We start from the raw sequence: 26,227 nt of genomic DNA, 5'->3' as shown, positions 1-26,227 counted from the left end.
ATGCCCGCGCACGGCGTGCGCGTTGCCGAGGAGTCAGGCGATGACGAAGGTGGTCGATGCGATCCGCGCGCTCGAGCGCGATCGGTTCCGGGCGATGGTCGACGGGGACGGCGAGGCGCTCGATGCGCTGCTGTCGGAGAAGGTCTTCTACGTGCACACGAACGGCAAGCGGGAAACCAAGCAGCAGTTCATCGACGCCATTGCCGCCGGCCGCCGCCGCTATCGCCAGATCGAGATTCAGTCGCAGGACGTGCTGCCCGTCGGCGACGGCACCTGCCTCGTCACGGGCCGTGCGCTGATCGAGATGGAAACGAACAACGGCGGCCTCGTGTTCCCGATCGCCTACACGGCGGTCCAGGCACAGGAGCAGGGCCGCTGGCGCCTGCTGGCCTGGCAGGCGACGCGGTGCGCAACCGACACATGAGCGCGCGTCGCGCCCATTTTCATGTATCGACCGAAGCGGCCTTCTGGGCCGCTTTTTGTTGCCCGTGCAGCGCGGATCGCGCGGCGCACGGGCGGTTGCGCACCGCTCGCGCCGAAGGCGAGCGGTCGTGTGCCTCAGGCGGCCGCGCGCCGGTCCGCGTGCTGCCAGGTGGAGCGATTGATCGCGCTGACGACCGCATCGAGCGCCGCGCACGACGCGTCGGCATGGACGCCGACGCCGTGCCGCAGCGGCGCATCGCCGACGCGGCAGCCGACCGACACGGCGATGCGCCCGTCCACTGTGCGCACGTGCTCGCACGATGCGACGTCGATCGTCGCGCCGGCGGCCGCCGCGAACGCCGCGGCCGCGCGCTGCACGGCCGCTTCGGGCGCCGCGTCGGCCGCGAACGCGCCTGCGATCTCGCGATTCTGCCAGCGCGCGCCGTTGCCGTGCCGCGCGGCCGGGCCGTCGGTTTCGAGGAATTCGCGCGCAAAGAGCGCGCAGATCGCGTCCCCGGTGACTTCGGCGCCCGACGCATCGGCGAGCGTCTGCACCGCGTGGCTGAATTCGATCTGCACGCGGCGCGTCGGCGTAAAGCCCATCCCGCGCTCGAGCAGGTACGTCGCGCCGCCCTTGCCGGACTGGCTGTTCACGCGGATCACCGCGTCGTAGCTGCGGCCGAGATCGGCCGGGTCGATGGGCAGATACGGCACTTCCCACAGCGCGTCCGCGCGTTGCTGCGCGAAGCCCTTGCGGATCGCGTCCTGGTGCGAGCCGGAGAACGCGGTGAAGACGAGGTCGCCCGCGTACGGGTGACGCGGATGCACGGGAATCTGGTTGCAGCGTTCGACGACGCGGCGCACCGCGTCGATGTCGGAGAAGTCGAGGCCCGGATCGATGCCCTGCGTATACAGATTGAGCGCGAGCGTGACGAGATCGACGTTGCCGGTGCGCTCGCCGTTGCCGAACAGGCAACCCTCGATGCGATCCGCGCCGGCGAGCAGCGCGAGCTCGGCGGCGGCGACCGCGGTGCCGCGGTCGTTGTGCGGATGGACGGACAGCACGATGCTGTCGCGATACGCGAGATTGCGGTCCATCCATTCGATCTGATCGGCGAACACGTTCGGCATCGCGGCTTCGACGGTCGCCGGCAGGTTGACGATCATCTTGTGGTCGCGGGTCGGACGCCACATTTGCGCGACCGCGTCGCACACTTCGCGCGCGAACGTCAGCTCAGTCATGCTGAAGGTTTCCGGCGAATACTGGTAGGTCCACTGCGTGTCCGGGCGCGCGGCCGCGTATGCCTTGATGAGGCGCGTGCCTTCGACCGCGAGCGCCTTCACGTCGTCCTTCGACATCCCGAACACGATGCGGCGGAACGACGGGCAGATCGCGTTGTACAGATGCACGATCGCGCGCGGCACGCCTTCAAGCGCTTCGAACGTGCGGGCGATCAGGTCTTCGCGCGACTGCACGAGCACTTCGATCGTCACGTCGTCGGGGATGCGCTTCTCGTCGATCAGCTTGCGCACGAAATCGAAGTCGGTTTGCGACGCCGACGGAAAACCGACTTCGATCTCCTTGAACCCGATCGCGACCAGCATCTCGAAGAACTCGAGCTTCTGCTCGATGCTCATCGGTTCGATCAGCGACTGGTTGCCGTCGCGCAAGTCGGTGCTCATCCACACCGGCGCCCGCTCGATCGTGCGGGTCGGCCACTTGCGGCCGTTGAGGCGGACGGGTTCGAACGCTCGGTACTTTTCTTGCGGGTTGCGCTTCATCTTCTTGACCTCGGGTCTCAAGTCGCGAGCGAAGACGGATGGCATGAGCGACGGTTGACGCTGCCTCGCACCGTGGCGCGCGATCGCGCTGCGGATGCGGATGATCTTCGCGATTCGACCGACGGATAGACGGACGAAAGCTGACGACTTCGGGTTGCAAAAACTGCGAGAAGGGTGCTGCGAGGAACTGCTGGGAGGGACCGTGCAGACGTCGCACGGCGCTACGACAGCCTTAGGCTAGTCGTAGCGATAGCGGCCGCGCTAGGCGGCCGGAGGTAATTCGGAGGGTGTTCGGGAAGGAACGCATGACGGCAACTCTATGCCAGGATGCGGGCGCGTGTCAAATGGGCGCGATCGGGCCGGCGTACCGCGGGCCGCGCCGACGCCCTCGCTCAGCCCGCCGTGCGGGCGATCCGCACGATCGTCGCGACCTGGCGCGCCACGGTGTCGGGTACCGGAATCTCGCCTCGCAGCACGGCGTCGGTCCAGGCGGCCGTCGTTTGCGCGTCGCGCGATTCGGGCAGCGCGACGGGCGGCGCGTCGGCCGACGAGCGCTCCGGCTCGATCAGCGTGTCGCAGACGCCGTCGTGCAGCCAGTCGACCTGCACCTGGCGCCGCGTATCCGCGACGGCTTCGCCCTCGGTGCCGCGTGCGAGCAGCGCGCCGCCGAGCGCGGCGTCCGGATGCGCGGCGAACAGCTCGACGAGACTGTCGCGATACGGCGGATGCGTGTAGTTGACGAGCCGCAGCCCGGCCGGCGCGAACGGCTGCAGCAGCTTCACGAGCGTGTGCGTCGAATTGCGCACGCCGAGCACGGCGCGCATCGACAGCAGCCGCGCGATGCGCGGCGCGAGCGTGTCGATCGGCGCGAATGCGACGCGGCGCTCGGCGAGCGTATCCTCGATCGCGTCGTGCGACGTCGACGGCGCGATCGACAGCGCCGCGAAGATCTCCGCGCTCGTCACGCGGCCCGGATCCTGCGCGACGCCGTGCACGAGCACCGGCACGCCTTCGCGCGCGAGCAGCAGCGCGAGCAGCGGCACGAGGTTCGGCTGCTTGCGTGCGCCGTTGTAGCTCGGGATCGAGACGGGCCGGAACGCCGCGTCCCGTACGTGCACGGGCTCGAACGACGCCTGTGCGGCGGCCAGCATCGCGGCCAGTTCGTCGGCGGTTTCGCCTTTCAGCCGGTAGGCGATCAGGATCGCGCCGAGTTCGACGTCGGACACGCGCGCATCGAGCATCGCGCGATACAGCTCGAACGTGTCGGCGGCCGACAGCGCGCGCGCGCCGTGCGGGCCGCGGCCGATTTCCTTGATGAAGCGGGCGCAGGGGAACGGGGCGGAGTCGTGGGCAGCGGTCATCGGGCGTGGGGCGCGCGGCCGGCAGCGCGGCGCGCGGAATTCGGTAACGGATGCACCGAGTATCGCACGGGCGCGCTCGCGCACGCACCGGCTGCGCACGGCGCTACACTCTGGTTCCCCGGCGGCGCGCCTGCGCATGCCTCGGCCGAATACGACATCAAGAGAGACGACCCATGAAGCTCTACAGCTATTTCCGCAGTTCCGCTTCGTACCGCGTGCGGATCGCGCTGAACCTGAAGCGGCTGCCGTACGACTACGTGCCCGTGCACATGCTGCGCGACGGCGGCCAGCAACTGAAGGACGAGTATCGCGCGCTGAACCCCGACGCGCTCGTGCCGACGCTCGTCGACGGCGACGCGACGCTGCAGCAGTCGCTCGCGATCATCGAGTATCTCGACGAAACGCATCCGGAGCCCGCGCTGCTGCCGAAGGCGGCGATCGATCGAGCGTACGTGCGCGCGATCGCGCTGCAGATCGCATGCGAGATCCATCCGCTCGACAACCTGCGCGTGCTGAAGTACCTGAAGCACACGCTGAAGGTGTCCGAGGATGACAAGAACGCGTGGTACCGGCACTGGATCGAGTCGGGCTTCGCGTCGCTCGAAACGCGCCTCGCGAACGATCCGCGCACCGGCAAGCTCTGCTTCGGCGATACGCCGACGCTCGCCGACATCTGCCTCGTGCCGCAGGTGTTCAACGCGAACCGCTTCTCGATCGACACGACGCGCTATCCGACGATCCAGCGGATCGCCGACTATGCGTCGACGCTCGACGCGTTCAAGGCGGCCGAACCGGGCGTGCAGCCGGACGCCGAGTGACGCGCAGGCGCCGCACCAACGAAAAAGGCGCCCGAAGGCGCCTCGTGCGATGCGGTGCGGCGAACGACGATCAGCCGAGCAGCGCGTCCGCGAATTCCTCGGCGCTGAACGGCTGCAGATCCTCGACCTTTTCGCCGACGCCGATGAAGTACACGGGCACCGGTCGCTGCCGCGCGATCGCGGCGAGAATCCCGCCCTTCGCGGTGCCGTCGAGCTTCGTGACGATGAGGCCCGTCAGGCCGAGCGCATCGTCGAATGCCTTCACCTGCGTGAGCGCGTTCTGACCGGTGTTCGCATCGATCACGAGCAGCACTTCGTGCGGCGCGCCGTCGTGTGCCTTCGCGATCACGCGCTTCACCTTCTTCAGCTCTTCCATGAGGTGAAGCTGCGTCGGCAGGCGGCCGGCCGTGTCGGCCATCATCACGTCGATCTTGCGCGCGCGCGCGGCGCTGACCGCGTCGAAGATCACCGCGGCCGGGTCGCCGCTTTCCTGCTGCACGACGGTCACGTTGTTGCGTTCGCCCCAGACCGTCAGCTGTTCGCGCGCCGCGGCGCGGAACGTATCGCCCGCGGCGAGCAGCACCGACTGTTCGAAGCTCTGCAGATGCTTCGCGAGCTTGCCGATGCTGGTCGTCTTGCCGGCGCCGTTTACGCCCGCGATCATCATCACGAGCGGCTGCGCACGGCCGAGCACGAGCGACTTCTCGAGCGGCGTCAGCAGCTCGACGAGCAGGTCGCGCAGCGCGCTCTTCACCTGCTGCGGATCGGTCAGGCGGCCCACGCGCACCTTTTCGCGCAGCGCGCCGAGCAGGTACTCGGTCGCGTCGACACCCGCATCGGACATCAGCAGCGCGGTTTCGAGCTCCTCGTACAGCGCGTCGTCGATCTTCGTGTTTACGAATACGCCGGTGATGCTCGAGCCCGTTTTCGCGAGGCCCGTCTTCAGGCGCGCGAGCCACGATTTCTTCGCCGATGCATCCTGCACGGGCGGCGGCACGATTTCGACGGTCTCGACGACTTCGTCGCGGCCGTTGTCGCTCGGCGTGACCGTCATTACGACGGCGGGCGCGGCCGGTTCGGCAGGCGCAGGTGCAGGTGCAGGCGGAACGTCGGCGTCGTGCGCGTCGGACGGGGCGTCGGGTTGCGGCGCGTCGGCCGGCTGCGATTCCGCGGAGCCGGGCTCCTGCGTTTTCTTGAATCGTTTGAAGAAGCTGAACATGGTCTGACGTCGGGAAGAGGGCGGGCCGCCGCGAGCCGCGGGGCGCCGGGCAGCCGCCGGCGCTCGCGGAGCGCCGCGCAACGCGGCCGAAACGCCGCATTTTATCAGGCGCGGCGACGCGCTCGCGTCAGCACGCGCCGCCGCTGTGGTAACGTGCGCCTGTTTGCCGGCATGCCGGTGCGCATGCCCGTTCCCCCCGTCCCGATATTCCTGTATGTCCCGTTCCTCTTCCGGCCGCTCCGCGGCCTCGTCGGCTCGCGGCAAGCCGCATACGATCCGCATCATCGGCGGCGACTGGAAACGCACGCCGCTCGCGGTGCTCGACCTCGACGGCCTGCGTCCGACGCCCGATCGCGTGCGCGAGACGCTGTTCAACTGGCTCGGCCAGGATCTCGAAGGCCAGCGCTGTCTGGACCTGTTCGCGGGCACCGGCGCGCTCGGTTTCGAAGCCGCGTCGCGCGGCGCGGCGAACGTCGTGATGGTCGAACGCCATCCGCGCGCCGCGCAGCAGCTGCGTGCGATCAAGGACAAGCTGGGCGCGCGCACGGTCGAGATTGCCGAGGCCGATGCGCTGCGGCTCGCGGCCGGCCTCGCGCCGCGCTCGTTCGACGTCGTGTTCCTCGATCCGCCGTTCGGCGATGCGGCCGCGCTCGCGCGCGCGATCGCGTTGACCGCGCCGCTCGTCGCCGACGGCGGCGCACTGTACGTCGAGTCCGGCGCCGAGCTCGACCTTTCCGCACACGACGCGCTCGCGGGCTGGCAGGTCGCGAAACACGGCAAGGCCGGCGCGGTCCACTATCATTTGCTGCGGCGCGAAAATGATGAATAATGCGCGTTCCAAAAGAGGCGGCGCGCCCGAACGGCGACGCACGTCCATCTGTGCAGTGGCGTGCACGTCGCACCGCTGCTTCCCCGTTTGCGTGATGACAGGAGGAGCGACATGGTAGTCGCCGTGTATCCCGGTACGTTCGATCCGCTGACGCGCGGCCACGAAGACCTCGTGCGGCGCGCGTCGAGCATTTTTGACACGCTGGTCGTCGGCGTCGCCGACAGTCGCGCGAAAAAGCCGTTCTTCTCGCTCGAAGAACGTCTGAAGATTGCGAACGAGGTGCTCGGCCATTACCCGAACGTGAAGGTGATGGGCTTCAAGGGCCTGCTGAAGGACTTCGTGCGCACGAACAACGCGCGCGTGATCGTGCGCGGGCTGCGCGCGGTGTCGGATTTCGAATACGAGTTCCAGATGGCCGGGATGAACCGCTATCTGCTGCCCGACGTCGAGACGATGTTCATGACGCCGTCCGATCAATATCAATTCATTTCGGGCACGATCGTGCGTGAAATCGCGCAGTTGGGTGGCGATGTCAGCAAGTTCGTGTTCCCGTCCGTCGAGAAGTGGCTGACCGAGAAGGTCGCCGCGATGGGCGGCCCCGCCGCTTGATGCAGGCTGGCCGATTTCGTCGCGAGATCGGCCGGTATTAACTGCCGCCGGCGCTGGTGCATTCGGCTCGGTGCATCGGCGCTTACAGCGTCATCCAGATGCCTTCAGGCCTGAGCGCCGCCGTATCGGACACTCGGCATCGTCGGCCGTCATGTCTTGTCATGCCGCGGCCGCCGACGCGATCGCTAATGCGCGAAACGGCTACATTTCCCCCTCGATGTCCCGCTCCCGTCGCGTCGCACGCGATCCCGGGCGGCCGGCCGAAAAGCTATAATGCATTGTTTTTTCTAGGAAAGCTGGTGGCAGTATGGCTTTGATGATTACCGACGAGTGCATCAATTGCGACGTTTGCGAGCCCGAGTGCCCGAACGGCGCGATTTCGATGGGCCCGGACATCTACGTGATCGATCCGAACAAATGCACCGAGTGCGTCGGCCATTTCGACGAACCGCAGTGCCAGCAGGTGTGTCCGGTCGAATGCATTCCGCGCGACCCGCAGCACGACGAGTCGCACGCACAACTGATGGCGAAGTATCACGCGCTGATCGCCGCGACCGGCGACGCGCAGTAAGCGCAGCAAGCGGCGCGCCGGTGCGCGCCGCGTTTTCCCGGGCGGCGTTGCCGTGCCGCCCGCGGTCTTCAGCCGAGCAGCTCGCGCAAGGCGGCCACGAGCGCTTCGCATTCGGCATCGGTGCCGACGGTGATGCGCAAGTGCTGGTCGATGCGCGGTAGCCGGAAATGCCGCACAAAAATTTCCCGTTCCTTCAGCTTGGCCGCGAGCGTGCCGGCGTCGTGCGTCGGATGGCGCGCGAACACGAAGTTCGCGGCCGACGGCACGACGTCGAAGCCGAGCGCGTCGAGTGCCTGCGTGAGCCGCGTGCGGCTGTCGACGACGCGCGCGCAGGTCGACACGAAGTACGCGTCGTCTTCGTATGCGGCCTGCGCGGCCGCCTGCGCGAGCCGGTCGAGCGGGTACGAGTTGAAGCTGTCCTTCACGCGGTTCAGCGCTTCGATCAGCGCCGCGTCGCCGAACGCGAAGCCGACACGCATGCCCGCGAGCGAGCGCGCCTTCGACGTCGTATGCACGACGAGCAGGTTCGGATAGCGGTCGATCAGCGCAATCGCCGACTGCGCGCCGAAATCGACATACGCTTCGTCGATCACGACGACCGAGGACGGATTGGCCGCCGCGATCCGCTCGATGTCAGCGAGCGGCAGCGCGCGGCCGGTCGGCGCATTCGGGTTCGGGAACAGCACGCCGCCGCCGTCGTCGAGGTAGTCGTCGACGCGGATCGAGAAGTCGTCGGCGAGCGGCACGGTACGCGTGTCGACGCCGTACAGCCGCGCATAGGTCGGATAGAAGCTGTACGTGATGTCGGGAAAGCGCAGCGGCCGGTCGTGCTTCAGCAGCGCCTGGAACGTATGCGCGAGTACTTCGTCGGAGCCGTTGCCGACGAACACCTGCTCGGGACGGAGGCGATGGTGCGCGGCGACCGTTTCGCGCAGCGCGCGGGCGAGCGGGTCGGGGTAGCGGCGCAGCGTGTCGCCGCTCGCGCCGAGTTCGCGCGCGATCGCCGCGACGACGCGCGGCGACGGCGGATAGGGATTCTCGTTGGTGTTCAGCTTGACGGGATGTGCGAGCGCGGGCTGCTCGCCCGGCACGTAAGGCACGAGTTGCTGAACGACATCGCTCCAGTAACGGCTCACCGCTTGGCTCCTGACGGGCAAAACAACGAGAGTACCGCATGTTGCACGCAGCGGCGCGCGTCGCCGGCGCGGGCGCGCATGTCGGCGGCCATGCCGGGGCGCGGCCGTGCGTCAGTTGCGATGCAGCTGCATCGTCGCGCGGTCGAGTTCGCCCTTGACGATCATCGGCATCACGGCGAGCGAGCGCTCGATTGCCGCGTCGATCACGTCCTGCTCTTCGCGGCGCGGCGGCTTCAGCACGAAGTTCGCGACGTCGGGTTTCGCGCCGGCGCGCGCGCTTTCCGGAATCAGATCGCGTGGATGGCCGATGCCGATCCGCAGGCGCCAGTACTGCTGCGACGACAGATGCGCGGAGATGTCCTTCAGCCCGTTGTGGCCGCCGCTGCCGCCGCCGAGCTTCAGCTTCACGGTGCCGGGCGGCAGGTCGAGCTCGTCGTGCGCGACGAGGATCTGGTCGGGCAGGATCTTGAAGAAATGGGCGAGCGCGACGACCGACTGGCCGGAGCGGTTCATGTAGGTTTGCGGCTCGAGCAGATGCACTTCTTCGCCGTAGAGGCGCGCTTTCGCATAGAAGCCGTGGAAGCGGCGCTCGTCGCGCAGCGTCGCACCGGCCTCGCGGGCGAGCTGGTCGATCAGCCAGAAGCCGGCATTGTGACGCGTCGCGGTGTATTCCGCCCCGGGATTGCCGAGGCCGACGATCAGTTTGATCATGACGTTTCGAAGGCGGCATCGGCCGCCTGGGCGCAGAAAAAGAAAAACCCGCCGGGCATGCCGCGGCGGGTTGCGTCGACCGTTTCGCGAAACGGATCGATGAGGCGCTTACGCAGCCGGCGTTTCGCCTTCTGCAGCGTCCGACACGGCACCGGCCGGGATCGTCGCCGATGCGATGACCGGGTTTTCCGCGTCGACGTGAGCCGTCAGCGCGACGCCCTTCGGCAGTGCGATGTCCTTCGCGTGGATCGATTGACCGGCTTCGATCTTCGACAGATCGACTTCGAGGAACTCCGGCAGCGCGGCCGGCAGGCACTCGACTTCGATTTCCGTCGCGACGTGCGACACGATCGCGCTCGACAGCTTCACGGCCGGGCTGACTTCGGCGTTCAGGAAGTGCAGCGGCACCTTCGTGTGCAGCTTCTTCTTCGCGTCGACGCGCTGGAAGTCCACGTGCAGCACGAGCTGCTTGAACGGGTGGTATTGCACGTCGCGCAGCAGAACTTGTTGCGACTGGCCAGCCACTTCGAGGTCGAGGATCGACGAGTGGAAGGCTTCCTTCTTCAGGGCGTGCCACAGGGCGTTGTGATCGAGTTCGATCATTTGCGGGGCAGCTTCGCCACCGTAGACGATACCCGTGGTCTTACCGGCGTTGCGCAGGCGGCGGCTCGCACCCGTACCTTGCTCTTTGCGCTCGAAAGCGACGACTTTCATGTGATTCTCCAATAGCTGCCCGCGACCAGGCAGTAAAACGGGGCCGACGACATGGCGGCCCCCGATGAAACGGACGGGGTTTCGTCTATCCCGTCCGATTGTGCAAAAAGCGAAGCGTTGCCGCTTCGCTTTTTACGCATGCTTCGTTTGTCGGTGCGCGATCAGGATTCCGCGAACAGCGACATCACCGAATCGCCGCGGCGGATCCGCGAGAACGTTTCGGCCAGCAGGCTCGCGCTCGTCAGCGAGCGGATCTTCGAGCAGGCCAGCGATTCGGCCGACAGCGGAATCGTGTCGGTGACGACGAGTTCGTCGAGCGCCGAGGCGGCGATGCGTTCGGCGGCGCCGCCGGACAGCACCGGGTGCGTCGCGTACGCAAACACCTGCTTCGCGCCGCGCTCCTTCAGAACTTGCGCCGCCTTGCACAGCGTGCCGGCCGTATCGACCATGTCGTCCATGATCACGCAGGTACGGCCTTCGACTTCACCGATGATGTTCATCACTTCGGACACGTTCGCCTTCGGGCGACGCTTGTCGATGATCGCGAGATCGCAGTTGAGCTGCTTCGCGAGTGCCCGTGCACGCACCACGCCGCCGACGTCCGGCGATACGACGAGCAGATCCGGGTAGTTCTGCTTGCGCAGATCGCCCAGCAGGATCGGCGTTGCGTAGATGTTGTCGACGGGAATGTCGAAGAAGCCCTGAATCTGGTCGGCGTGCAGATCCATCGTGATGATCCGCTCGACGCCGGCGATTTCCAGCATGTTCGCGACGACCTTCGCCGAGATCGCGACGCGCGCCGAACGCGGGCGGCGGTCCTGGCGGGCATAGCCGAAGTAGGGGATGGCGGCGGTGATCCGGCCGGCGGATGCGCGCTTCAGCGCATCGACCATGATCATCAGTTCCATCAGGTTGTCGTTCGTCGGCGCGCACGTGGATTGCAGGACGAAGACGTCCTTGCCGCGCACGTTTTCCTGGATCTCGACCTGGATCTCGCCGTCGGAGAAACGGCTGACCATTGCCTTGCCGAGGGGAATTCCAAGAATGTTGACGACTTCCTGAGCAAGCGCGGGATTGGCGTTGCCAGTAAAAACCATCAGGCCGTCATGGCTGCTCATCGTGCACCTGCTTCGGGCTTGGGCGGGAAATGCGGGAAAATTTTTGGCAGGGGAGGAAGGACTCGAACCCTCGCATGCCGGAATCAAAATCCGGTGCCTTAACCAACTTGGCGACTCCCCTACACTTAACTGATAACTTGGCCGGACGGTAGGTCATCCGACAAAGTAAAACTTCATGACGCGAAAGCGAAGAGCGGATGCTCGTTCAGGCTCTCGGCAACTGCGCCGTTCCAGCCGGCGGGCAACTGGGCTTTCGCCGCTTCTGCCTGCTGTTTGCTTTGAAACGCTGCAAACACGCTTGCTCCGGAGCCGGTCATCCTCGCGGGGGCCACATTATACAACCATTTGACCACCTGCGCAACTTCCGCGTACTTGCTTGTCACAACTTGCTGCATGTCGTTCCGGCCGAAACTGTCTGGCCATCTCGCATCGCTGCTTTGCTGTGCAAGAAAGTCCGTAATTGTGACTGGCTTCGAATCTCTTGTCAACAACTCATCTGAAAAAATTTCAGCGGTCGGGACATGAACGCGTGGCGTCACAACCAGGAACCAGCGAGTCGGCAATTGTACCTCAGCTAATTCTTCTCCGATACCCTCTGCGAATGCATTTTTTCCAAAAACGAAAAACGGCACGTCGGCGCCGAGTTTCACCGCGAGCGACTGCAATTCCGCGCGCGGCAGATTGAGCTGCCATAGACGGTTCAGCGCAAGCAGCGTCGTCGCGGCATCGGAGCTGCCGCCGCCGAGTCCGGCGCCCATCGGCAGGCATTTGTCGATCTCGATGTCGACGCCTGCGGCGGTGCCCGTGTGCGCTTTCAGCAGGTTCGCCGCGCGTACGACGAGATCGCTCTGCTCGGGCACGCCCGGCACGTCGGTCGCACGCGCGACCTTGCCGTCGTCGCGCAGCGTGAAGTGCAGCGTATCGCCCCAGTTCAACAGCTGAAACACGCTCTGCAGGTCGTGATAGCCGTTCGGCCTGCGGCCGGTGATATGCAGGAACAGGTTGAGTTTCGCGGGCGCAAGACAGTTGCGCAGCGAGCGGGTCGAATCGGTCATGCTGGTATCGAAACGGGTGCGCGTGCTCACTGATCGAGCACGAGCTTGATGTCGAGCGGCGGCGTCGCGCGCACGAGGTTGACGCGTCTGACGCCCGTGGCCGGTGCGTCCGCGTAGGCGAGGTAGTCGATCGTCCAGCCGTCCTGGCGGATCTGCTTCAGGCGCGTGCCGTCGGCCGGATCGCGTTCGGTCTCGGCCGGCGTCGCGGGCGCGGGCGTCGGCAGCAGCCAGTAGCGCAGGCCCGCGAGCGGCAGCGAGAAGCCGAGCATGTTCTGCATCAGCTCGCCGACGTCCGCCGCATATTGCGGCTGGCGGTTCGGCAGTTCGAGCGACGCTGCACGCGGCGTCGACTTCACGATCGCGAGCGTCTGGCCGAGCGGGCTGCGCAGCTCGAGCGACACGTCGTTGCCGTGCTCCTGCCAGTCGAAATTGCCGTACACGTTTTGCTGCTTGCCGAGCCGGTCGTAGTACTGCACCGCGAAGCGGCCGTGATAGGCGTGCGTCGCGGCCGTCTGAAGCGTGCCGCCGGCAGGCGCCCGCGCGGACGGCGGCGTGCTTGCGCAACCGGCGAGCGCGAGCGCCGCGCCGGCTGCCGCGAGGGCGCGACAGGCGCGCGAAGACAGGGAAAACATCGGGAACATCTGCATCAGAGACCGTTGATCTGGAAGCGTTTCAGCGTCTGTACGAGCGTTTCGTTGTCGGGCTCGAGCTTCTGCGCGGCGCGCCATGCGGAGCGTGCGTCGTCCTGCGCGCCGCTCTTCCACAGCACTTCGCCGAGGTGCGCGCCGATTTCGGCGTTCGGCTGCAGGTCGTACGCGCGGCGCAGGATCTTCGCGGCGCCGGCCGTATCGCCCATCCGGTACTTGACCCAGCCGAGGCTGTCCATGATGTACGCGTCGTTCGGCGCGAGCGACAGCGCCTTTTCGATCAGCTTGTTCGCTTCCGGCAGCCGCTGGTTGCGATCGGCAAGCGAATAGCCGAGCGCGTTGTATGCCTGCGGATTGTCGGGCTGCGTGCGGATCAGCTCGCGCAGCTGCTTTTCCATCGCCGCGTAGTGGCCCGTCTTCTCGGCCGCCATCGCGTAGTCGTAGCGCAGGTCGGGATCGTCGGGGAAATCGTCGACCGCGCGCGAGAGCCGCGCCTCCGCTTCCGCGTAGCGCTTCGCGGTGAACAGGATCGACGCGTCGGTGCGCGCGATCACGGCCGCGTCGCGCGGGTCGGTGACGGGCAGATCGTCGAGCACCTTGCGCGCCTCGTCGGTCTTGCCCTGCTTCTGCAGTAGCTGCGCACGCGTGATTTGCGCGGGCAGGTAGTGCTGGCTCGTCTGGTCGACCTTGTCGAGCCATTGCGACGCCTGGGCCTCGTTGCCCTGTTCGATCGCGATTTGCGCGAGATAGATGTAACCCTGGCCGACGTCGAGATCCGGCTGCTTCGCACCGAGCTGCACGTACTGCTTCAGGTAGGCCGTCGCGTCGTCGAGCTTTTTCTGCTGGATCTTGATCAGCGCGAGCGCCATCAGCGGCGTCGGGTCCTTCGAATCGAGCTTGCGCATCGTTTCGAACTGCTTTTGCGCATCGTCGAGCCGATCGTCGGCCAGATACAGCTGCGACAGCGCGAGCCGCGCATCGCGCGACTTTGGATTCTGCTGAACGTATTTCTCGAACGACGCGATGCCGGCCGCACGCTCCGCCGGCCCCATCTGCGACAGCATCAGCGCGGCGGGCAGGTAGTCGGGGCGGATCTGCAGCGCGCGTCGCAGCGACTGCGCGGCGCCGTCCTTGTCGTCGACCGCGAGCTGCTGCCGCGCGATCGCGAGATGCGCCTCCGGCCGGTTCATGTCGTTCTTCAGCATGTCCTTCAGCACCGCGAGACCACCGACGCGGTCGGCGCCGCGCGCGAGCAGCGCCTGCAGCGCGAGGATCGCCGGGCCGCGCGTGTCGCCGGTTGCGCGCGCGAGTTCGCGGGCGAGCATCGGCTGCGCGTCGGCTGGCTTGCCGGCGAGCACGAGCAGCGCCGCGTCGACTTGCGATGCACGATTCGAATCGGGCGCGTACTGGCGCCACAGATTCGCGGCCGACAACGCGTCGGCCGGGCTCTGCGCGCCGAGCGCGATTTCGGTGGCGCGCTGCGCCATGCGCGGATCGCGCGTGTCGCGCGCGAGCGCGAGATAGGTCTGGTACGCGGGGGCCGGCTGATTGCGCTGAAGCGCGACCTCGGCCGCGAGCACCTGATAGACGATCTGGCTCGTGAGCGGGACGGCCGGCAGATCCTTCTTCTCGTCCGGCATCACGTGATCGAACGCACCCTGCGACTCCGCGTCGTCCGATGCCGGATCCTGTGCGTGAGCCGGAAAGGCGGTCAGGGTCCAGACGGCGAGCAAGGCCGCGCCAAGCGCGCGGCGGACCGGGAACGCGCGCGTGCCGCCCGCGGCGGCGGGGCGCTTCAGAAGCAGCTTCGAGGGCAGGGTCATGGAAATCCGTTCGATGTTTCAACCGATTGTATCGCGCTCGCTACAATACACGCACGATCGTGATCATCCAGCTTCAGACCCGCAAAACATGCCAGAGTTGCCAGAAGTCGAAGTCACGCGGCGGGGCATTGCGCCCTTTGTCGCGGGCCGCCGCGTCGAGCGTGTCGACGTCCGCACCGCGATGCTGCGCTGGCCCGTGCCGGCGGAGCTCGCGGAGCAATTGCGCGCGCGCGAGGTGCTCGCCGTCGAGCGTCGCGGCAAGTATCTGCTGTTCGAGGTCGATGCGGGCTGGTTCATCGTCCATCTCGGCATGACGGGCACGCTGCGCGTGCTGCCCGCAGGCGGCGTGCCCGTCGCCGCGAAGCACGATCACATCGACTGGATCTTCGACGAATTCGTGCTGCGCTTTCGCGATCCGCGCCGGTTCGGCGCCGTGCTGTGGCATCCGCGCGAAGCGGGCGACGTGCATGCGCATCCGCTGCTCGCGAGCCTTGGCGTCGAGCCGTTTTCGCCGGCGTTCGACGGCGCGCTGCTGCATCGGCGCACGCGCGGCCGCACGGTGTCCGTCAAGCAGGCGCTGCTCGCGGGCGACATCGTGGTCGGCGTCGGCAACATCTACGCGTCGGAGAGCCTGTTTCGCGCGGGCATCCGGCCGACGACGGCCGCCGGCAAAGTCTCGCTCCCGCGCTACGAACGGCTCGCCGACGCGGTGCGCGCGACGCTCGCGGACGCGATCGACCGCGGCGGCAGCACGCTGCGCGATTTCGTCGGCAGCAACGGCGAGAGCGGCTACTTCCAGCTCGACTGCTTCGTCTACGATCGCGCGGGCGAGCCGTGCCGCGTGTGCGGCACGCCGATCCGGCAGATCGTGCAGGGCCAGCGCTCGACTTACTTCTGTCCGACGTGCCAGCGTTGAACCTTCCTTTTCCCGATTCCAAAACTTGAAGCCGCCCCGCATCGCCCCCGCTCCTTTTCCCGTCACGCCGCTGCATCGCACGTTCGCGCCGCGCCTGATCGCGTGGCAGCGCCAGCACGGCCGCCACGACCTGCCGTGGCAGAACACGCGCGATCCGTACCGGATCTGGCTGTCGGAAATCATGCTGCAGCAGACGCAGGTGTCGACCGTCGTGCCGTATTACACGCGCTTTCTCGAACGCTATCCGGACGTCGCCGCGCTTGCGGCCGCGCCGATCGACGACGTGATGGCGCTGTGGGCCGGCCTCGGCTATTACTCGCGTGCGCGCAACCTGCATCGCTGCGCGCAGGTCGTCGTCGCCGAGCACGGCGGCGCATTTCCGGCCACGCCGGATGCGCTCGCCGAACTGCCGGGCATCGGCCGCTCGACGGCCGCGGCGATCGCATCGTTCGCCTACGGCGCACGCGCGACGATCCTCGACGGCAACGTGAAGCGCGTGCTCGCGCGCGTATTCGGCATCGAAGGGTTTCCCGGCGAGAAGCGCGTCGAAAACGACATGTGGGCGCTCGCCGAATCGCTGTTGCCCGACGCGGCGCATCCGGACGACGTGAGCGCGTACACACAAGGGTTGATGGATCTCGGCGCGACGCTCTGCGTGCGCGGCAAGCCCGACTGCACGCGTTGTCCGTTCGCGGGCGACTGCGTCGCGCAGTCGACCGGGCGGCAGCGCGAACTGCCGGCCGCGCGGCCGAAAAAGGCGGTGCCGACGCGCAAGACCTGGATGCTCGTGCTGCGCGACGGCGACGCCGTCCTGCTCGAGCGGCGTCCGCCGGCCGGCATCTGGGGCGGCTTGTGGAGTTTGCCGCAGGCCGACGGCGATGCCGAGCTCGCGGATCTCGCACGCCGTTTCGGCGGCGGCGGCCCGGTGCCGCTCGCGCCGCTGACGCATACGTTTACGCATTTCCGGCTCGAGATCGAACCGCGGCTCAGCGATGTCGCGAGTGAGGCCGCGGCCGTGCCGTTTGCTCAGGCGCAGGATGCCGATACTGCATGGGTGCCGCTGAGCGGACTCGATGCCTACGGCGTGCCGGCGCCGGTGCGCAAGCTGCTCGACGCGCTGAGCGGGCCGCTGCTGTAACGAACGAAGCCGGGCCGAGCGCGGCCGCGCTCAGAGCCAGCCGTGCCGGTCGAGCACGTGGTGGACCGCGTCGATGCGCGCGCCCACATCGGGAAACTCCATGAGCTTTTGCCGTGCGCGCAGGTCGAGCGGCAGCAGTTCCGCGAGGCGGTTCGACACCCAGCTCGGATCGTCGAGACGGAACGGTTCGGCGAATGGCAGGCGCCCGGGCTCCGATTTCTGCAGCGCGCTGATGATGCGCTCGAGCACTTCGGCGCACGAGCCGAACTGCGCGAGCGCCTGCTCGCCTTCGAGCGGGATGTCGTCGGGCAGCGGCTCCGCGATGCCGACCAGCAGCCCGTTCGATTCGACGCGATACGACAGCAGCTCGAAGCGCTGCGTGCCGATCGCCTGCAGATAGAGCATCCCGAATTCGCCCGTATCGCATTCGATGATGCGCGCCATGCAGCCGATCGTCTCGGGCACCGACACCGCGCCGTCCTGCGCGACCTCCGGACCGCTTTTCAGCAGACACACGCCGAACGGCGCGTCGTCACGCAGGCAGGTGCGCGCCATGTCGAGATAGCGCGCCTCGAACACCTTCAGCGGCAGCAAGCCTCCGGGGAACAGCACCGTGTGCAGCGGAAACAGCGGCAGGTCGATCAGGGTGGTCGATAGGGAAGACATGGCGCGCCGACGGAGGAGCGGGCGTCGCTAAGGTCGGTCGACCTCGGTGACGAGCCGCGACGACGCGTCGACATCCACCGGCGCGTCACGATGCCGCACGATCACGTTCGCCGCGGACGCAAAGCGCGCGGCAAGCGTTTCCGCGATGAACACCGACCGGTGCTGGCCGCCCGTACAGCCGATGGCGACGGTCAGATAGCTCCGGTTGTCTTCGCGGAAATGCGGCAGCCATTTCATCAGGAACGCATGGATGTCGTCGATCATCTGATGGACGATCGGCAGTGCGTCGAGGAAGGCGATGACCGGCTGGTCGAGCCCGGTGAGCGGGCGCAGCTCGTGGTCGTAATACGGATTCGGCAGCGCGCGCACGTCGAACATCAGGTCGGCGTCGAGCGGCACGCCGCGCTTGAAGCCGAACGATTCGAACATCAGCATCAGGTCGTTGCTGTTCTGCTCGATGAAGCGCTTGACCCACGTGCGCAATACGTTCGCACGCAACGTGCTGGTATCGATCTGATGGCCGAATTCGGCGAGCGGCGCAACGAGTTCGCGTTCGCGCTCGATCGCTTCCTCGAGCGACGACAGCAGCCCGACGTTCGCATCGTGCGACGGCGAACCGGACAGCGGATGGCGCCGCCGCGTTTCGGAGAAGCGCTGGATCAGCGCCTGCGTGCTCGCGTTCAGGAACAGCACGCGCAGGTCGTGCTCGCGCGACAGCGAGCGGATCAGGCCGGGCATTTCGTCGAGCGACGCGCTCGAACGCGCGTCGATCGCGACCGCGAGCCGGCGCTGACCGGCTTCGTCGAGGTAGCGGGCGAGCTCGGGCAGCACATGCGGCGGCAGGTTGTCGACGCAATAATAGCCGGCGTCTTCGAGCGCGTTCAGCGCGACGGACTTGCCGGAGCCGGAAATGCCGGTGATGAGGACGATGCGCATGGGAACCTGGGAAAACTGACGTTTCATCATAGCACCGGCTCGGCGCATCGCGGCGGTGTGCGGCGATGCGCCGACGCTAGACGAGCTTGCCGGGGAACTGACTTTCGGGATCCTGCATCGCGAGTCGTTGCCGATCCATGAAATCGCGCAACGTGTCGATGCCGCGCAGCTGCAGGATCGTATTGCGCACGGCGGCCTCGACGAGCACCGCGAGGTTGCGGCCGGCCGCCACCTGAATCGTCACCTTGCTGATCGGCAGGCCGAGCACGTCGACGGTCTGGCTTTCGAGCGGCAGGCGCTGGAATTCGCCGTCGGGGCGCCGCACGAGCTGCACGATCAGCTTCAGCTTCATCTTCCGCCGTACCGCGGTTTCGCCGAAGATCGTCTTGATGTCGAGCAAGCCGAGGCCGCGCACTTCCAGCAGGTTCTGCAGCAGCGGCGGGCAGCGGCCTTCGACGAAATCGGGGCCAAGTCTGACGAAATCGACGGCATCGTCGGCGACGAGCCCGTGACCGCGGCTGATCAGTTCGAGGCCGAGCTCGCTCTTGCCGAGGCCCGAGTCGCCCGTGAGCAGCACGCCCATCCCGAGGATGTCGAGAAACACGCCGTCCAGCGTCGCGCGCGGCGCGAGGATACGCGACATGTAGAGACGCAGGCTGTCGATGACCGCCGCTGCGGACATCGGCGTCGTGAACAGCGGCGTGGAGGAACGCGTGCAGCGCAGCACCAGCTCGGGCGGCGCCGCGGCGCCGCCGGCGACGACGAGGAACGGCGGTTCGAGCGCGATCAGTTCGGCCATGTGCCGCGAACGGTCTTCGTCGGTCTGCCGCTGGTAATAGTCGATCTCGGCTTCGCCGAGCACCTGGATCCGGTTCGGGTGGATCAGGTTCAGGTGGCCGACGAGGTCGGCGCTCGACGTCGCGTTCGCGACGGTATCGGCGGAGAAGCCGCGCTCCCAGCCTTCATGCCCCGTCAGCCAGCTGAGCTTCAGCGTGGCCGCGTTGTCGTCGAAGATGCTCTGGGCGTTGATGCTGGACGTATCCATGACTGCGTCACTCCAATGAGCCGGTATCGATGCACGGCGACGGACGTCGCGATGCCGGACCGGCGCCGGGTGGCCGTGCGCGGCGGCGCCGGCCGCGTCGTTCGGGAAAATATTCCGCCCGGATCAGCTCAAGGTTGCCACTGAGTGAGCAGGCGATGCAACTCGGCGGGATCCGTTTCGTTGTGCAGACGCTCGCGCGCGTCGCGATCGGACAGCAGCTGCGCGATTTCAGACAGGATCTCGAGGTGCTGCTGTGTGGCTTGCTCGGGAACGAGCAGGAAAATCAGGAGGGAAACCGGCTGGCCGTCGGGGGCCTCGAACGGGATCGCATCGGCGAGCCGCACGAATGCCGCGAGCGGATGCTTGAGGCCCTTGATGCGTCCGTGCGGAATCGCGACGCCTTCGCCGAGACCGGTCGAGCCGAGGCGCTCGCGCGCGAACAGATTGTCCGTGACGGTGCTGCGAGCGATGCCGTTCTGATTCTCGAAGATCAGCCCGGCTTGTTCGAAAACGCGTTTCTTGCTGGTGACGGAGAGGTCGATGACGACGTTCTCTATGGGCAGGATTTTGGCTAGGCGATTCATGTTGGCAGGCGATTGGACGGCCTGGGGTCTCCTTGCGGCGGCAGACTGATGGTCCATGTTCGACGATATCAAGGCGTTCGGCATCGGAAGCTTGCAACGCACGGCGACCGGATCAACGCCCCCCGGCGATAACCGGAGCATTATAGAACACAGCCGCGCGCGTGGTGCAGCGCGGCCGACCCTCGGCGCCGCTGCGCGGCACCGCAAAAAAAACGCCCGGCGAACCGGGCGGCGCTGTGTTGCGGTAACGGTTATTGCGGCGGCAGTTCGATCTGGTCGACGGCCGGCTGCAGCTTGATCGGATCGTGCGCGTGCGTCTGCAGGCGCTCCATGTGCTTGACGACCTGGCGGTCCAGCTTGTCGATCAGCAGATCGATCGCTGCATACAGGTTGCCGTTCGAACTTTCGACGAAGATGTCCTTGCCCTTCAGGTGCAGATTGATTTCCGCACGCTGCTGCTTGTCCTTTTCCTTGTGGTTGTCGACCGAGAGGATCACAGTGCCATCGATCACCTGATCGCTATGCCGTAGCACCCGGTCCAGCTTGGTGATCACGTATTCGCGAATCGCAGGCGTGACTTCGAGATGATGTCCACTGATCTTCAGGTTCATAGTGCTTCTCCAAGCGAGTGACCACCCGGCCGCATCGAGGCGGCGCTCCGGTCGACTTGCCCGTCCCGCACGAGGCGGCGAATCGCGGACAGGTCGCCCGGCCTGTTCCCCGTGTGCGCGGTGGCCGGAACACGCCTGCCGCCGGGCAGGCAGCAGGCTTAAAGAGACTTGCGCAGATTCACTGCCGGGATCCTGAGGGCTTCGCGATATTTCGCAACCGTGCGGCGCGCGACCACGAAGCCTTGTTCTGCCAGCAGCTCGGCAATGCGGCTGTCCGAAAGTGGCGATTTGGGGTCTTCGGCTCCTATCAGTTGCTTGATGAGGGCACGGATGGCGGTCGACGATGCGGCGCCACCGGTGTCGGTCGAGACGTGCGATCCGAAGAAGTACTTAAATTCAAGCGTCCCGAACGGGGTCAGCATGTACTTGCCCGTTGTCACACGGCTGACAGTCGACTCGTGTAGGCCCAGCGTATCAGCTATTTCCCGCAAAACCAAGGGGCGCATGGCAATTTCGCCGTGCGCAAAGAAATTCTTCTGACGTTCGACAATCGCCTGCGCGACGCGCAGGATCGTGTCGAACCGCTGCTGGATGTTCTTGATGAGCCAGCGCGCTTCCTGCAGCTGCTGCTTCAGCGAGCCGGCCGACGGATCGCCGCGGCTGTTGCGCAGGATGTTCGCGTACAGGTTGTTGATGCGCAGCTTCGGCACGACCTCGGGATTGAGTTCGGCCTGCCAGCCCTGGCCGACTTTCTTCACGATGATGTCGGGCACCACGTAGTCGGCTTCGGCCTTGCCGTAGGCCGCGCCGGGGAACGGCTCGAGCGAGCGGATCAGCGCGTGTGCGTCGCGCAGCGCGTCGTCGGTGGCCTTCAGATGCTTGCGCAACCGCGTGAAATCGCGCGCGGCGAGCAGTTCCAGATGTTGCGACACGATCTCGAGCGCGAGCGTGCGCGTCGGGGACGGATCGAGCCGCAGCAGCTGCAGCTTCAGGCATTCCGATGCCGAACGCGCGCCGACGCCGGCCGGATCGAAGCTGTGCAGCAGCGCGAGCGCCGCGTTCAGTTCGTCGCAGTCGACTTCGAGTTCGGGCGGCAGATCGGCGAGCACCTCGTCGAGCGATGCGGTCAGGTAGCCGTCGTCGTCGAGCGACTCGATCAGGAACATCACGAGCGCGCGATCGCGCGGGCTTGCCTGCGTGACGCGCAGCTGCGCGGACAGATGATCGCGCAGCGACGTCGCCGCTTCCTGTACCTGCAGCGGCGGCAGATCGTCGTCGTCGGAGGCGCCGCTCGCGCGGCCGAATTCGTCGAGGTTCCACTGCGGGCCGTCGCTCGCGTCGCCGGCCGCGTAGCCGTCGTATTCGTCGGCGCCGGCCGGTTCGTCGCGCTCCGCACGATCGCTCGACTGGCCGTTGCCGTTCGCGATGGCCGGCTCGCCGTTCGACACGGGCGGCGTCTGCGCGATCAGCGAGCCGTCCGCCGCAACGCGCAGCGGACTCGCGATCCATTCGTCGTCGTTCTCGAGCAGCGGGTTCTGGGCGACCGCCATCGCCACTTCCTGCTGCAATTCGAGCGTCGACAACTGCAGGAGCCGGATCGACTGCTGTAGCTGGGGCGTCAGCGCCAGATGTTGCGACAGGCGGAGTTGGAGGCTGGCTTTCATGGCAGAGAGGGAGTCATACCGGCAGTTTGCCACGACCCAGGCGCATTGAGCCATCCGCGATTACGCGTGGCGCGCCGCCCGGCCGGCGGCACGTCCGCGAGGCTGGGCGCGGCCCCGCGCGGCACGGCCGGGCGGGCGCTGCCAGCGGCGCGTTACATGCGGAAATGTTCGCCGAGATACACGCGGCGAACGCTTTCGTTCTCGATGATCTCGTTCGGTGCGCCGGCCGCAAGCACGGAGCCGTCGCTGATGATGTACGCGTGGTCGCAGATGCCGAGCGTTTCGCGCACGTTGTGATCGGTGATCAGCACGCCGATGTTGCGCTGTTTCAGGAACTTGACGATCTTCTGGATCTCGAGCACCGCGATCGGATCGACGCCCGCGAACGGTTCGTCGAGCAGGATGAAGCTCGGGTTCGTCGCGAGCGCGCGCGCGATTTCGACGCGGCGTCGCTCGCCGCCGGACAGCGACAGCGCGGGGTTCTCGCGCAGATGGCCGATCTGCAGCTCGTCGAGCAGCGCTTCGGTGCGCGACGCGATCGCGTCCTTCGACAGCCGCTTGCCGTCGTCGCCGTGCTGCAGCTCGAGCACCGCGCGGATGTTCTCCTCGACGGTCAGCTTGCGGAACACCGACGCTTCCTGCGGCAGATACGACAGGCCGAGCGACGCGCGCTTGTGGATCGGCAGCAGGCTGATCGAGCTGCCGTTCAACGAGATCTCGCCCGCGTCGAGCGGCACGAGGCCGACGATCATGTAGAACGAGGTCGTCTTGCCGGCGCCGTTCGGGCCGAGCAGGCCGACCACTTCGCCGCTCTTCACGTCGAGCGATACGTCCTTGACGACTGTGCGCGAGCCGTAGCGCTTCTTCAGGTTGCGTACGACGAGCGAACTCGTGGTGCCGGCCGGCTGGCGATTCGGGAGCGCGTTCATTGACCGGGCGCTCCCTGGATCGTGGTCGACGGCGACAGCTTCGCCGGCGCACCGTTCATCGGGCCCGGGCCGCCGTTCTTCGGCGACAGCATCGCGCGCACGCGACCGTTCGGATTGCCGGGCGCCGCGACGTCCTTGCCGCCCTTCGCGGTGTAGAAGTCGTGCTGGCCGTCGTACGTGATCACGCTGCCGTGCACGGTGTCGGCGATCGTCGACGTGCCCTGCAGGCGACGCACGGTGGCGGCGGTGGTCAGCGTGGTGAGATCCTGCTTGCCGTCGTAGTCGATGCGCTCGGCGTCGCCGTCGATGTATTCGTCGAGACCTTCGCGCTTCTGGCGGAACGTCGCGTGCTTCTTGCCGCTGCCGAACGACGTCGCGTACTGATAGCCCTCCGGATCCTGGCGCACTTCGACGCGATCGCCGGTGATCTTGATCGTGCCCTTCGTGATCACGACGTTGCCGGTGGCGACGGTGACCTGCTTCAGGTCGTCATAGGTCAGGTTGTCCGCCTCGACGTTGATCGGCTTGTTCTGGTCGGCCTTCTCGGCGTGGGCGAGCGGCGCCAGGCCGACGAGGGGCAGGGCGACGAGCGTCGCGGCGAGCGCGGCGCGGACGGCGCGCGCAGCGCCGCCGGAATTCTGTCGAGGGAACGGTTCGTTCATGCAGTCACGTGAGGGAAGCGTCACTTGGGTTGACCTTTCGAGCCGCCGGACGCGTCCGACGCGGCGATCGTGCCGCGCACGTTGCCGTAAAGCTCGATGACCCGGGTGACGTTGTTGTACTTCATGCCGTCGGTCGCGTTGACGAGCGACAGGCCGCGCTGAAGTTTAACCGGCTTTTCGGTCTGGATCACGTCGTCATTGACGAAGATACGGAAATGCTGCGAATCGGCCTGCATCTGCGGGTCGCCGCCGCCGGCCGCGCGCAGGATCCGCGCGTCGTCGTACAGATCGACGATCGACACGTCGCCGTTGACCGTGCCGCGCTTCGCGGTGGTCGTGACCACCGGCTTGCCGGGCTGGAACGCGCGCATCGCGGGCATCGTCAGGTCGCTCGACTCGGTGTCTTCGTAGTGGACGAGCTTCGCGGCCGTCAGCCGGTACTGCGTCGTGCCGGACTGGTCGAGCTCGGTGACCGAGAAGTTGTCCGCGAAATAGTCGGGCGTGTGGCGCTTCGGCTGCGCGACGCCTTCGCCGGGCGGCGGCAGCGTCGCCTGCAGCAGCCACCATGTAATGCCCGCGAGCGCCGCGACGGCAACGAGCGGGAGCAACTGGGTCCAGCGGAAATGCGGGTTCATCCGTCAGGCTCCGCACGCGGCTGCCAGCAGCGCGTCGTAGCGGCGCTGCGCGCGCAGTACCGTATCGCACACTTCGCGCACCGCGCCTTCGCCGCCGCGGGCTTCCGCGACCCAGTGCGCGCGCGCGATGACTTCCGGATGCGCGTTCGCCGGCGCAGCCGCGAAGCCGCAGCGCAGCATCACCGGCAGATCGGGCCAGTCGTCGCCCATGTAGCCGCACGCGTCCGGCGCGATGCCGAGCGATGCGGTCAGATCGGTGAAGACGCTCAGCTTGTTCTCGACGCCCTGGAACAGGTGCGTGATCTTCATTTCCTTCGCGCGCGCCGCGACGATTTCCGAGCGGCGGCCCGTGATGATCGCGGTCGCGATGCCGGCTTCGCCGAGCAGCTTCACGCCGTGGCCGTCCAGCGAATTGAACGACTTCATCGCGTCGCCCGCGGCGGTAAACAGCAGGCCGCCGTCGGTCAGCACGCCGTCGACGTCGAAAATCATCAGCTTGACGCGGCTCGCGCGTTCGGCTGCAGTCAGCGCAGCGCTCATCAAATCACCTTCTTCGAAAACAGGTCGTGCATGTTCAGCGCGCCGATCAGCACGCCATCGGCGTCGACGACCAGCATCTGGTTGATCCGGTGGCGCTCCATCAGTTCCACCGCTTCGACCGCCAGATGGTCGGCGCCGATCGTGCGCGGCTCGCGCGTCATCACGTCGGCGATCGGCAGGCGGCGGAAATCGCCGTCGCGCGCGAGCACGCGACGCAGGTCGCCGTCGGTGAAGATGCCCGCGACCTTGCGGTTCGTGTCGACGACGGCCGTCATGCCCATCCGCTTCGCGGTGATCTGGAACAGCGCGTCCGAGAGCGTCGCGTCGAGCCCGACATACGGGACGTCGTCGCCCGTGCGCATCACGTCGCGCACGTAGGTCAGCAGGCGCCGGCCAAGCGCGCCGCCCGGATGCGAGCGCGCGAAATCTTCGGAGCCGAAGCCGCGCGCGTCGAGCACGGCGACGGCGAGCGCGTCGCCGAGCGCGAGCGCGGCGGTCGTGCTCGCGGTGGGCGCGAGATTCAGCGGGCACGCTTCCTTCGACACCGCCGCGTTCAGGTTCACGTCGGCGAGCGTGCCGAGGCTCGATTCCGCGCGGCCCGTGATCGCGATCAGCTTCGCGCCGATCCGCTTCACGAGCGGCAGGATCGCGACGAGTTCTTCCGACTCGCCGGAATAGGAAATGCCGATGAAGACGTCGTCGGGCGTGACCATGCCGAGGTCGCCGTGGCTCGCTTCCGCCGGATGGACGAAGAATGCGGGCGTGCCGGTGCTCGCGAGCGTGGCCGCGATCTTGCGGGCGATGTGCCCCGATTTGCCGATGCCGGAGACCACGACGCGGCCGCGGCAGCCGAGCAGCAGCGCGACGGCGTGGGCGAAGCTGCCGTCGAGCTGGTCGCGCAGCGCGCGCACGGCGTCCGCCTCGATGTCGAGCACGTCGCGGGCGAGCGCGAGCGCCCGATCATCATTGATTTTCGCTATCATGCGCGGAGTATAGCAAAGGCGTTTGTTCGCCGCGCCGGCCCATTCGGACGTGTCCGATGCCGCCGGTCCATCGCCACTTGCCGCGCCCGTCTTGCCGTGGCC

At 66.9% G+C, this 26,227-nt stretch carries 28 protein-coding genes and 1 tRNA gene; 7 read left to right on the top strand and 22 right to left on the bottom strand.

Annotated features, from left to right (window positions below; translation table 11 throughout):
- The first annotated feature begins 40 nt into the window (after positions 1 to 40).
- Positions 41 to 424, top strand: a complete 384-nt coding sequence (locus NP80_RS27010) for a nuclear transport factor 2 family protein (protein ID WP_006398232.1) — start codon at positions 41 to 43, stop codon at positions 422 to 424.
- A 134-nt stretch (positions 425 to 558) separates the two neighbouring features.
- Here the strand turns inward: NP80_RS27010 and leuA are convergent, their stop codons facing one another.
- Both leuA and ybiB read right to left on the bottom strand, forming a co-directional pair.
- Complete coding sequence (leuA, locus tag NP80_RS27005) at positions 559 to 2,205, bottom strand: 2-isopropylmalate synthase (protein ID WP_006406638.1); 1,647 nt, start codon at positions 2,203 to 2,205, stop codon at positions 559 to 561.
- A gap of 392 nt (positions 2,206 to 2,597) precedes the next feature.
- Positions 2,598 to 3,566 (bottom strand): DNA-binding protein YbiB, encoded by a 969-nt coding sequence (gene ybiB, locus NP80_RS27000; protein WP_006406636.1) that lies wholly within the window; start codon positions 3,564 to 3,566, stop codon positions 2,598 to 2,600.
- 173 nt (positions 3,567 to 3,739) lie between these two features.
- Between ybiB and maiA the strand changes: the two genes are divergently transcribed.
- Complete coding sequence (gene maiA, locus NP80_RS26995; RefSeq protein ID WP_006406635.1) at positions 3,740 to 4,384, top strand: maleylacetoacetate isomerase; 645 nt, start codon at positions 3,740 to 3,742, stop codon at positions 4,382 to 4,384.
- A 70-nt stretch (positions 4,385 to 4,454) separates the two neighbouring features.
- On the opposite strand, the gene ftsY is transcribed toward maiA, so the two are convergent.
- Positions 4,455 to 5,603, bottom strand: coding sequence for a signal recognition particle-docking protein FtsY (gene ftsY / locus NP80_RS26990; protein WP_006406634.1), 1,149 nt, complete (start codon positions 5,601 to 5,603; stop codon positions 4,455 to 4,457).
- A 214-nt stretch (positions 5,604 to 5,817) separates the two neighbouring features.
- On the opposite strand from ftsY, the gene rsmD reads away from it, so the two are divergent.
- From rsmD to NP80_RS26975, 3 genes are all read left to right on the top strand, one after another.
- Positions 5,818 to 6,432, top strand: coding sequence for a 16S rRNA (guanine(966)-N(2))-methyltransferase RsmD (rsmD, locus tag NP80_RS26985; protein ID WP_006406633.1), 615 nt, complete (start codon positions 5,818 to 5,820; stop codon positions 6,430 to 6,432).
- Between the two features lie 111 nt (positions 6,433 to 6,543).
- Positions 6,544 to 7,041, top strand: coding sequence for a pantetheine-phosphate adenylyltransferase (gene coaD / locus NP80_RS26980; RefSeq protein ID WP_006398238.1), 498 nt, complete (start codon positions 6,544 to 6,546; stop codon positions 7,039 to 7,041).
- Positions 7,042 to 7,348: 307 nt separating this feature from the next.
- Entirely contained in the window at positions 7,349 to 7,612 is a 264-nt protein-coding gene (locus NP80_RS26975) for a YfhL family 4Fe-4S dicluster ferredoxin (protein ID WP_006406632.1), read from the top strand.
- A 68-nt stretch (positions 7,613 to 7,680) separates the two neighbouring features.
- Here the strand turns inward: NP80_RS26975 and hisC are convergent, their stop codons facing one another.
- The 8 genes from hisC to NP80_RS26935 all read right to left on the bottom strand — a co-directional run bounded on the left by hisC (position 7,681) and on the right by NP80_RS26935 (position 14,816).
- Complete coding sequence (hisC, locus tag NP80_RS26970) at positions 7,681 to 8,748, bottom strand: histidinol-phosphate transaminase (protein WP_006406631.1); 1,068 nt, start codon at positions 8,746 to 8,748, stop codon at positions 7,681 to 7,683.
- A gap of 111 nt (positions 8,749 to 8,859) precedes the next feature.
- Positions 8,860 to 9,459, bottom strand: a complete 600-nt coding sequence (pth, locus tag NP80_RS26965) for an aminoacyl-tRNA hydrolase (RefSeq protein ID WP_006406630.1) — start codon at positions 9,457 to 9,459, stop codon at positions 8,860 to 8,862.
- A 108-nt stretch (positions 9,460 to 9,567) separates the two neighbouring features.
- Entirely contained in the window at positions 9,568 to 10,173 is a 606-nt protein-coding gene (locus tag NP80_RS26960; protein ID WP_012212698.1) for a 50S ribosomal protein L25/general stress protein Ctc, read from the bottom strand.
- Between the two features lie 161 nt (positions 10,174 to 10,334).
- A complete protein-coding gene (locus NP80_RS26955) occupies positions 10,335 to 11,291 on the bottom strand; it encodes a ribose-phosphate pyrophosphokinase (protein ID WP_006398244.1) in 957 nt (318 codons plus the stop codon).
- Between the two features lie 44 nt (positions 11,292 to 11,335).
- Positions 11,336 to 11,412: transfer RNA gene (locus tag NP80_RS26950), tRNA-Gln, on the bottom strand.
- A gap of 52 nt (positions 11,413 to 11,464) precedes the next feature.
- Positions 11,465 to 12,346, bottom strand: coding sequence for a 4-(cytidine 5'-diphospho)-2-C-methyl-D-erythritol kinase (ispE, locus tag NP80_RS26945; protein ID WP_006406628.1), 882 nt, complete (start codon positions 12,344 to 12,346; stop codon positions 11,465 to 11,467).
- A 26-nt stretch (positions 12,347 to 12,372) separates the two neighbouring features.
- Positions 12,373 to 12,993: a lipoprotein insertase outer membrane protein LolB gene (lolB, locus tag NP80_RS26940; protein WP_006406627.1), complete on the bottom strand. Its 621-nt coding sequence runs from the start codon at positions 12,991 to 12,993 to the stop codon at positions 12,373 to 12,375.
- Positions 12,993 to 14,816 (bottom strand): tetratricopeptide repeat protein, encoded by a 1,824-nt coding sequence (locus NP80_RS26935; RefSeq protein ID WP_006398247.1) that lies wholly within the window; start codon positions 14,814 to 14,816, stop codon positions 12,993 to 12,995. The genes lolB and NP80_RS26935 overlap by 1 nt, the downstream gene beginning before the upstream one ends.
- 88 nt (positions 14,817 to 14,904) lie before the next feature.
- Here NP80_RS26935 and mutM point away from each other — a divergent pair, with 88 nt between their 5' ends.
- Both mutM and mutY read left to right on the top strand, forming a co-directional pair.
- The gene (gene mutM, locus NP80_RS26930) at positions 14,905 to 15,732 is read left to right on the top strand and encodes a bifunctional DNA-formamidopyrimidine glycosylase/DNA-(apurinic or apyrimidinic site) lyase (RefSeq protein WP_035488858.1); all 828 of its coding nucleotides are present in this window, start codon (positions 14,905 to 14,907) and stop codon (positions 15,730 to 15,732) included.
- Positions 15,733 to 15,757: 25 nt separating this feature from the next.
- The gene (gene mutY, locus NP80_RS26925) at positions 15,758 to 16,870 is read left to right on the top strand and encodes an A/G-specific adenine glycosylase (protein WP_006406625.1); all 1,113 of its coding nucleotides are present in this window, start codon (positions 15,758 to 15,760) and stop codon (positions 16,868 to 16,870) included.
- A gap of 30 nt (positions 16,871 to 16,900) precedes the next feature.
- Here the strand turns inward: mutY and NP80_RS26920 are convergent, their stop codons facing one another.
- The 11 genes from NP80_RS26920 to kdsD form a co-directional block, all read right to left on the bottom strand.
- Positions 16,901 to 17,536, bottom strand: a complete 636-nt coding sequence (locus NP80_RS26920) for an LON peptidase substrate-binding domain-containing protein (protein WP_006406624.1) — start codon at positions 17,534 to 17,536, stop codon at positions 16,901 to 16,903.
- Between the two features lie 27 nt (positions 17,537 to 17,563).
- Positions 17,564 to 18,472, bottom strand: a complete 909-nt coding sequence (gene rapZ / locus NP80_RS26915; RefSeq protein WP_006409809.1) for an RNase adapter RapZ — start codon at positions 18,470 to 18,472, stop codon at positions 17,564 to 17,566.
- A 76-nt stretch (positions 18,473 to 18,548) separates the two neighbouring features.
- Entirely contained in the window at positions 18,549 to 19,517 is a 969-nt protein-coding gene (gene hprK / locus NP80_RS26910) for an HPr(Ser) kinase/phosphatase (protein WP_006409810.1), read from the bottom strand.
- Positions 19,518 to 19,645: 128 nt separating this feature from the next.
- Positions 19,646 to 20,158: a PTS sugar transporter subunit IIA gene (locus NP80_RS26905; RefSeq protein ID WP_035488861.1), complete on the bottom strand. Its 513-nt coding sequence runs from the start codon at positions 20,156 to 20,158 to the stop codon at positions 19,646 to 19,648.
- 194 nt (positions 20,159 to 20,352) lie between these two features.
- Positions 20,353 to 20,712 (bottom strand): ribosome hibernation-promoting factor, HPF/YfiA family, encoded by a 360-nt coding sequence (hpf, locus tag NP80_RS26900; protein WP_006398254.1) that lies wholly within the window; start codon positions 20,710 to 20,712, stop codon positions 20,353 to 20,355.
- Positions 20,713 to 20,870: 158 nt separating this feature from the next.
- Complete coding sequence (locus tag NP80_RS26895) at positions 20,871 to 22,376, bottom strand: RNA polymerase factor sigma-54 (protein WP_006398255.1); 1,506 nt, start codon at positions 22,374 to 22,376, stop codon at positions 20,871 to 20,873.
- A gap of 152 nt (positions 22,377 to 22,528) precedes the next feature.
- Complete coding sequence (gene lptB, locus NP80_RS26890) at positions 22,529 to 23,305, bottom strand: LPS export ABC transporter ATP-binding protein (RefSeq protein WP_006398256.1); 777 nt, start codon at positions 23,303 to 23,305, stop codon at positions 22,529 to 22,531.
- Entirely contained in the window at positions 23,302 to 23,967 is a 666-nt protein-coding gene (gene lptA, locus NP80_RS26885; RefSeq protein ID WP_006398257.1) for a lipopolysaccharide transport periplasmic protein LptA, read from the bottom strand. Before lptA ends, lptB begins: the two co-directional genes overlap by 4 nt.
- A gap of 20 nt (positions 23,968 to 23,987) precedes the next feature.
- The gene (gene lptC / locus NP80_RS26880) at positions 23,988 to 24,602 is read right to left on the bottom strand and encodes an LPS export ABC transporter periplasmic protein LptC (RefSeq protein WP_006398258.1); all 615 of its coding nucleotides are present in this window, start codon (positions 24,600 to 24,602) and stop codon (positions 23,988 to 23,990) included.
- 3 nt (positions 24,603 to 24,605) lie between these two features.
- Positions 24,606 to 25,142, bottom strand: coding sequence for a KdsC family phosphatase (locus NP80_RS26875; protein WP_006406621.1), 537 nt, complete (start codon positions 25,140 to 25,142; stop codon positions 24,606 to 24,608).
- On the bottom strand, positions 25,142 to 26,125 hold the full coding sequence (kdsD, locus tag NP80_RS26870) for an arabinose 5-phosphate isomerase KdsD (RefSeq protein WP_006406620.1): 984 nt from the start codon (positions 26,123 to 26,125) through the stop codon (positions 25,142 to 25,144). Before kdsD ends, NP80_RS26875 begins: the two co-directional genes overlap by 1 nt.
- Between the last annotated feature and the right edge of the window lie 102 nt (positions 26,126 to 26,227).

Source organism: Burkholderia multivorans ATCC BAA-247, assembly GCF_000959525.1.
GTDB lineage: Bacteria > Pseudomonadota > Gammaproteobacteria > Burkholderiales > Burkholderiaceae > Burkholderia > Burkholderia multivorans.
This window is presented reverse-complemented; position numbering and strand designations above follow the sequence as displayed.

Coding starts and splice junctions, on each gene's coding strand:
- mutM (WP_035488858.1), top strand. CDS start 14,905: ATGCCAGAGTTGCCAGAAGTCGAAGTCACGCGGCGGGGCATTGCGCCC.
- ispE (WP_006406628.1), bottom strand. CDS start 12,346: ATGACCGATTCGACCCGCTCGCTGCGCAACTGTCTTGCGCCCGCGAAA.
- NP80_RS26920 (WP_006406624.1), bottom strand. CDS start 17,536: ATGTCTTCCCTATCGACCACCCTGATCGACCTGCCGCTGTTTCCGCTG.
- NP80_RS26955 (WP_006398244.1), bottom strand. CDS start 11,291: ATGAGCAGCCATGACGGCCTGATGGTTTTTACTGGCAACGCCAATCCC.
- lptB (WP_006398256.1), bottom strand. CDS start 23,305: ATGAACGCGCTCCCGAATCGCCAGCCGGCCGGCACCACGAGTTCGCTC.
- NP80_RS26905 (WP_035488861.1), bottom strand. CDS start 20,158: ATGGACCATCAGTCTGCCGCCGCAAGGAGACCCCAGGCCGTCCAATCG.
- ybiB (WP_006406636.1), bottom strand. CDS start 3,566: ATGACCGCTGCCCACGACTCCGCCCCGTTCCCCTGCGCCCGCTTCATC.
- kdsD (WP_006406620.1), bottom strand. CDS start 26,125: ATGATAGCGAAAATCAATGATGATCGGGCGCTCGCGCTCGCCCGCGAC.
- NP80_RS26960 (WP_012212698.1), bottom strand. CDS start 10,173: ATGAAAGTCGTCGCTTTCGAGCGCAAAGAGCAAGGTACGGGTGCGAGC.
- NP80_RS26875 (WP_006406621.1), bottom strand. CDS start 25,142: ATGAGCGCTGCGCTGACTGCAGCCGAACGCGCGAGCCGCGTCAAGCTG.
- leuA (WP_006406638.1), bottom strand. CDS start 2,205: ATGAAGCGCAACCCGCAAGAAAAGTACCGAGCGTTCGAACCCGTCCGC.
- NP80_RS26935 (WP_006398247.1), bottom strand. CDS start 14,816: ATGACCCTGCCCTCGAAGCTGCTTCTGAAGCGCCCCGCCGCCGCGGGC.
- maiA (WP_006406635.1), top strand. CDS start 3,740: ATGAAGCTCTACAGCTATTTCCGCAGTTCCGCTTCGTACCGCGTGCGG.
- hpf (WP_006398254.1), bottom strand. CDS start 20,712: ATGAACCTGAAGATCAGTGGACATCATCTCGAAGTCACGCCTGCGATT.
- lolB (WP_006406627.1), bottom strand. CDS start 12,993: ATGCAGATGTTCCCGATGTTTTCCCTGTCTTCGCGCGCCTGTCGCGCC.
- NP80_RS26975 (WP_006406632.1), top strand. CDS start 7,349: ATGGCTTTGATGATTACCGACGAGTGCATCAATTGCGACGTTTGCGAG.
- rsmD (WP_006406633.1), top strand. CDS start 5,818: ATGTCCCGTTCCTCTTCCGGCCGCTCCGCGGCCTCGTCGGCTCGCGGC.
- pth (WP_006406630.1), bottom strand. CDS start 9,459: ATGATCAAACTGATCGTCGGCCTCGGCAATCCCGGGGCGGAATACACC.
- coaD (WP_006398238.1), top strand. CDS start 6,544: ATGGTAGTCGCCGTGTATCCCGGTACGTTCGATCCGCTGACGCGCGGC.
- NP80_RS26895 (WP_006398255.1), bottom strand. CDS start 22,376: ATGAAAGCCAGCCTCCAACTCCGCCTGTCGCAACATCTGGCGCTGACG.
- rapZ (WP_006409809.1), bottom strand. CDS start 18,472: ATGCGCATCGTCCTCATCACCGGCATTTCCGGCTCCGGCAAGTCCGTC.
- NP80_RS27010 (WP_006398232.1), top strand. CDS start 41: ATGACGAAGGTGGTCGATGCGATCCGCGCGCTCGAGCGCGATCGGTTC.
- lptA (WP_006398257.1), bottom strand. CDS start 23,967: ATGAACGAACCGTTCCCTCGACAGAATTCCGGCGGCGCTGCGCGCGCC.
- lptC (WP_006398258.1), bottom strand. CDS start 24,602: ATGAACCCGCATTTCCGCTGGACCCAGTTGCTCCCGCTCGTTGCCGTC.
- ftsY (WP_006406634.1), bottom strand. CDS start 5,603: ATGTTCAGCTTCTTCAAACGATTCAAGAAAACGCAGGAGCCCGGCTCC.
- hprK (WP_006409810.1), bottom strand. CDS start 19,517: ATGGATACGTCCAGCATCAACGCCCAGAGCATCTTCGACGACAACGCG.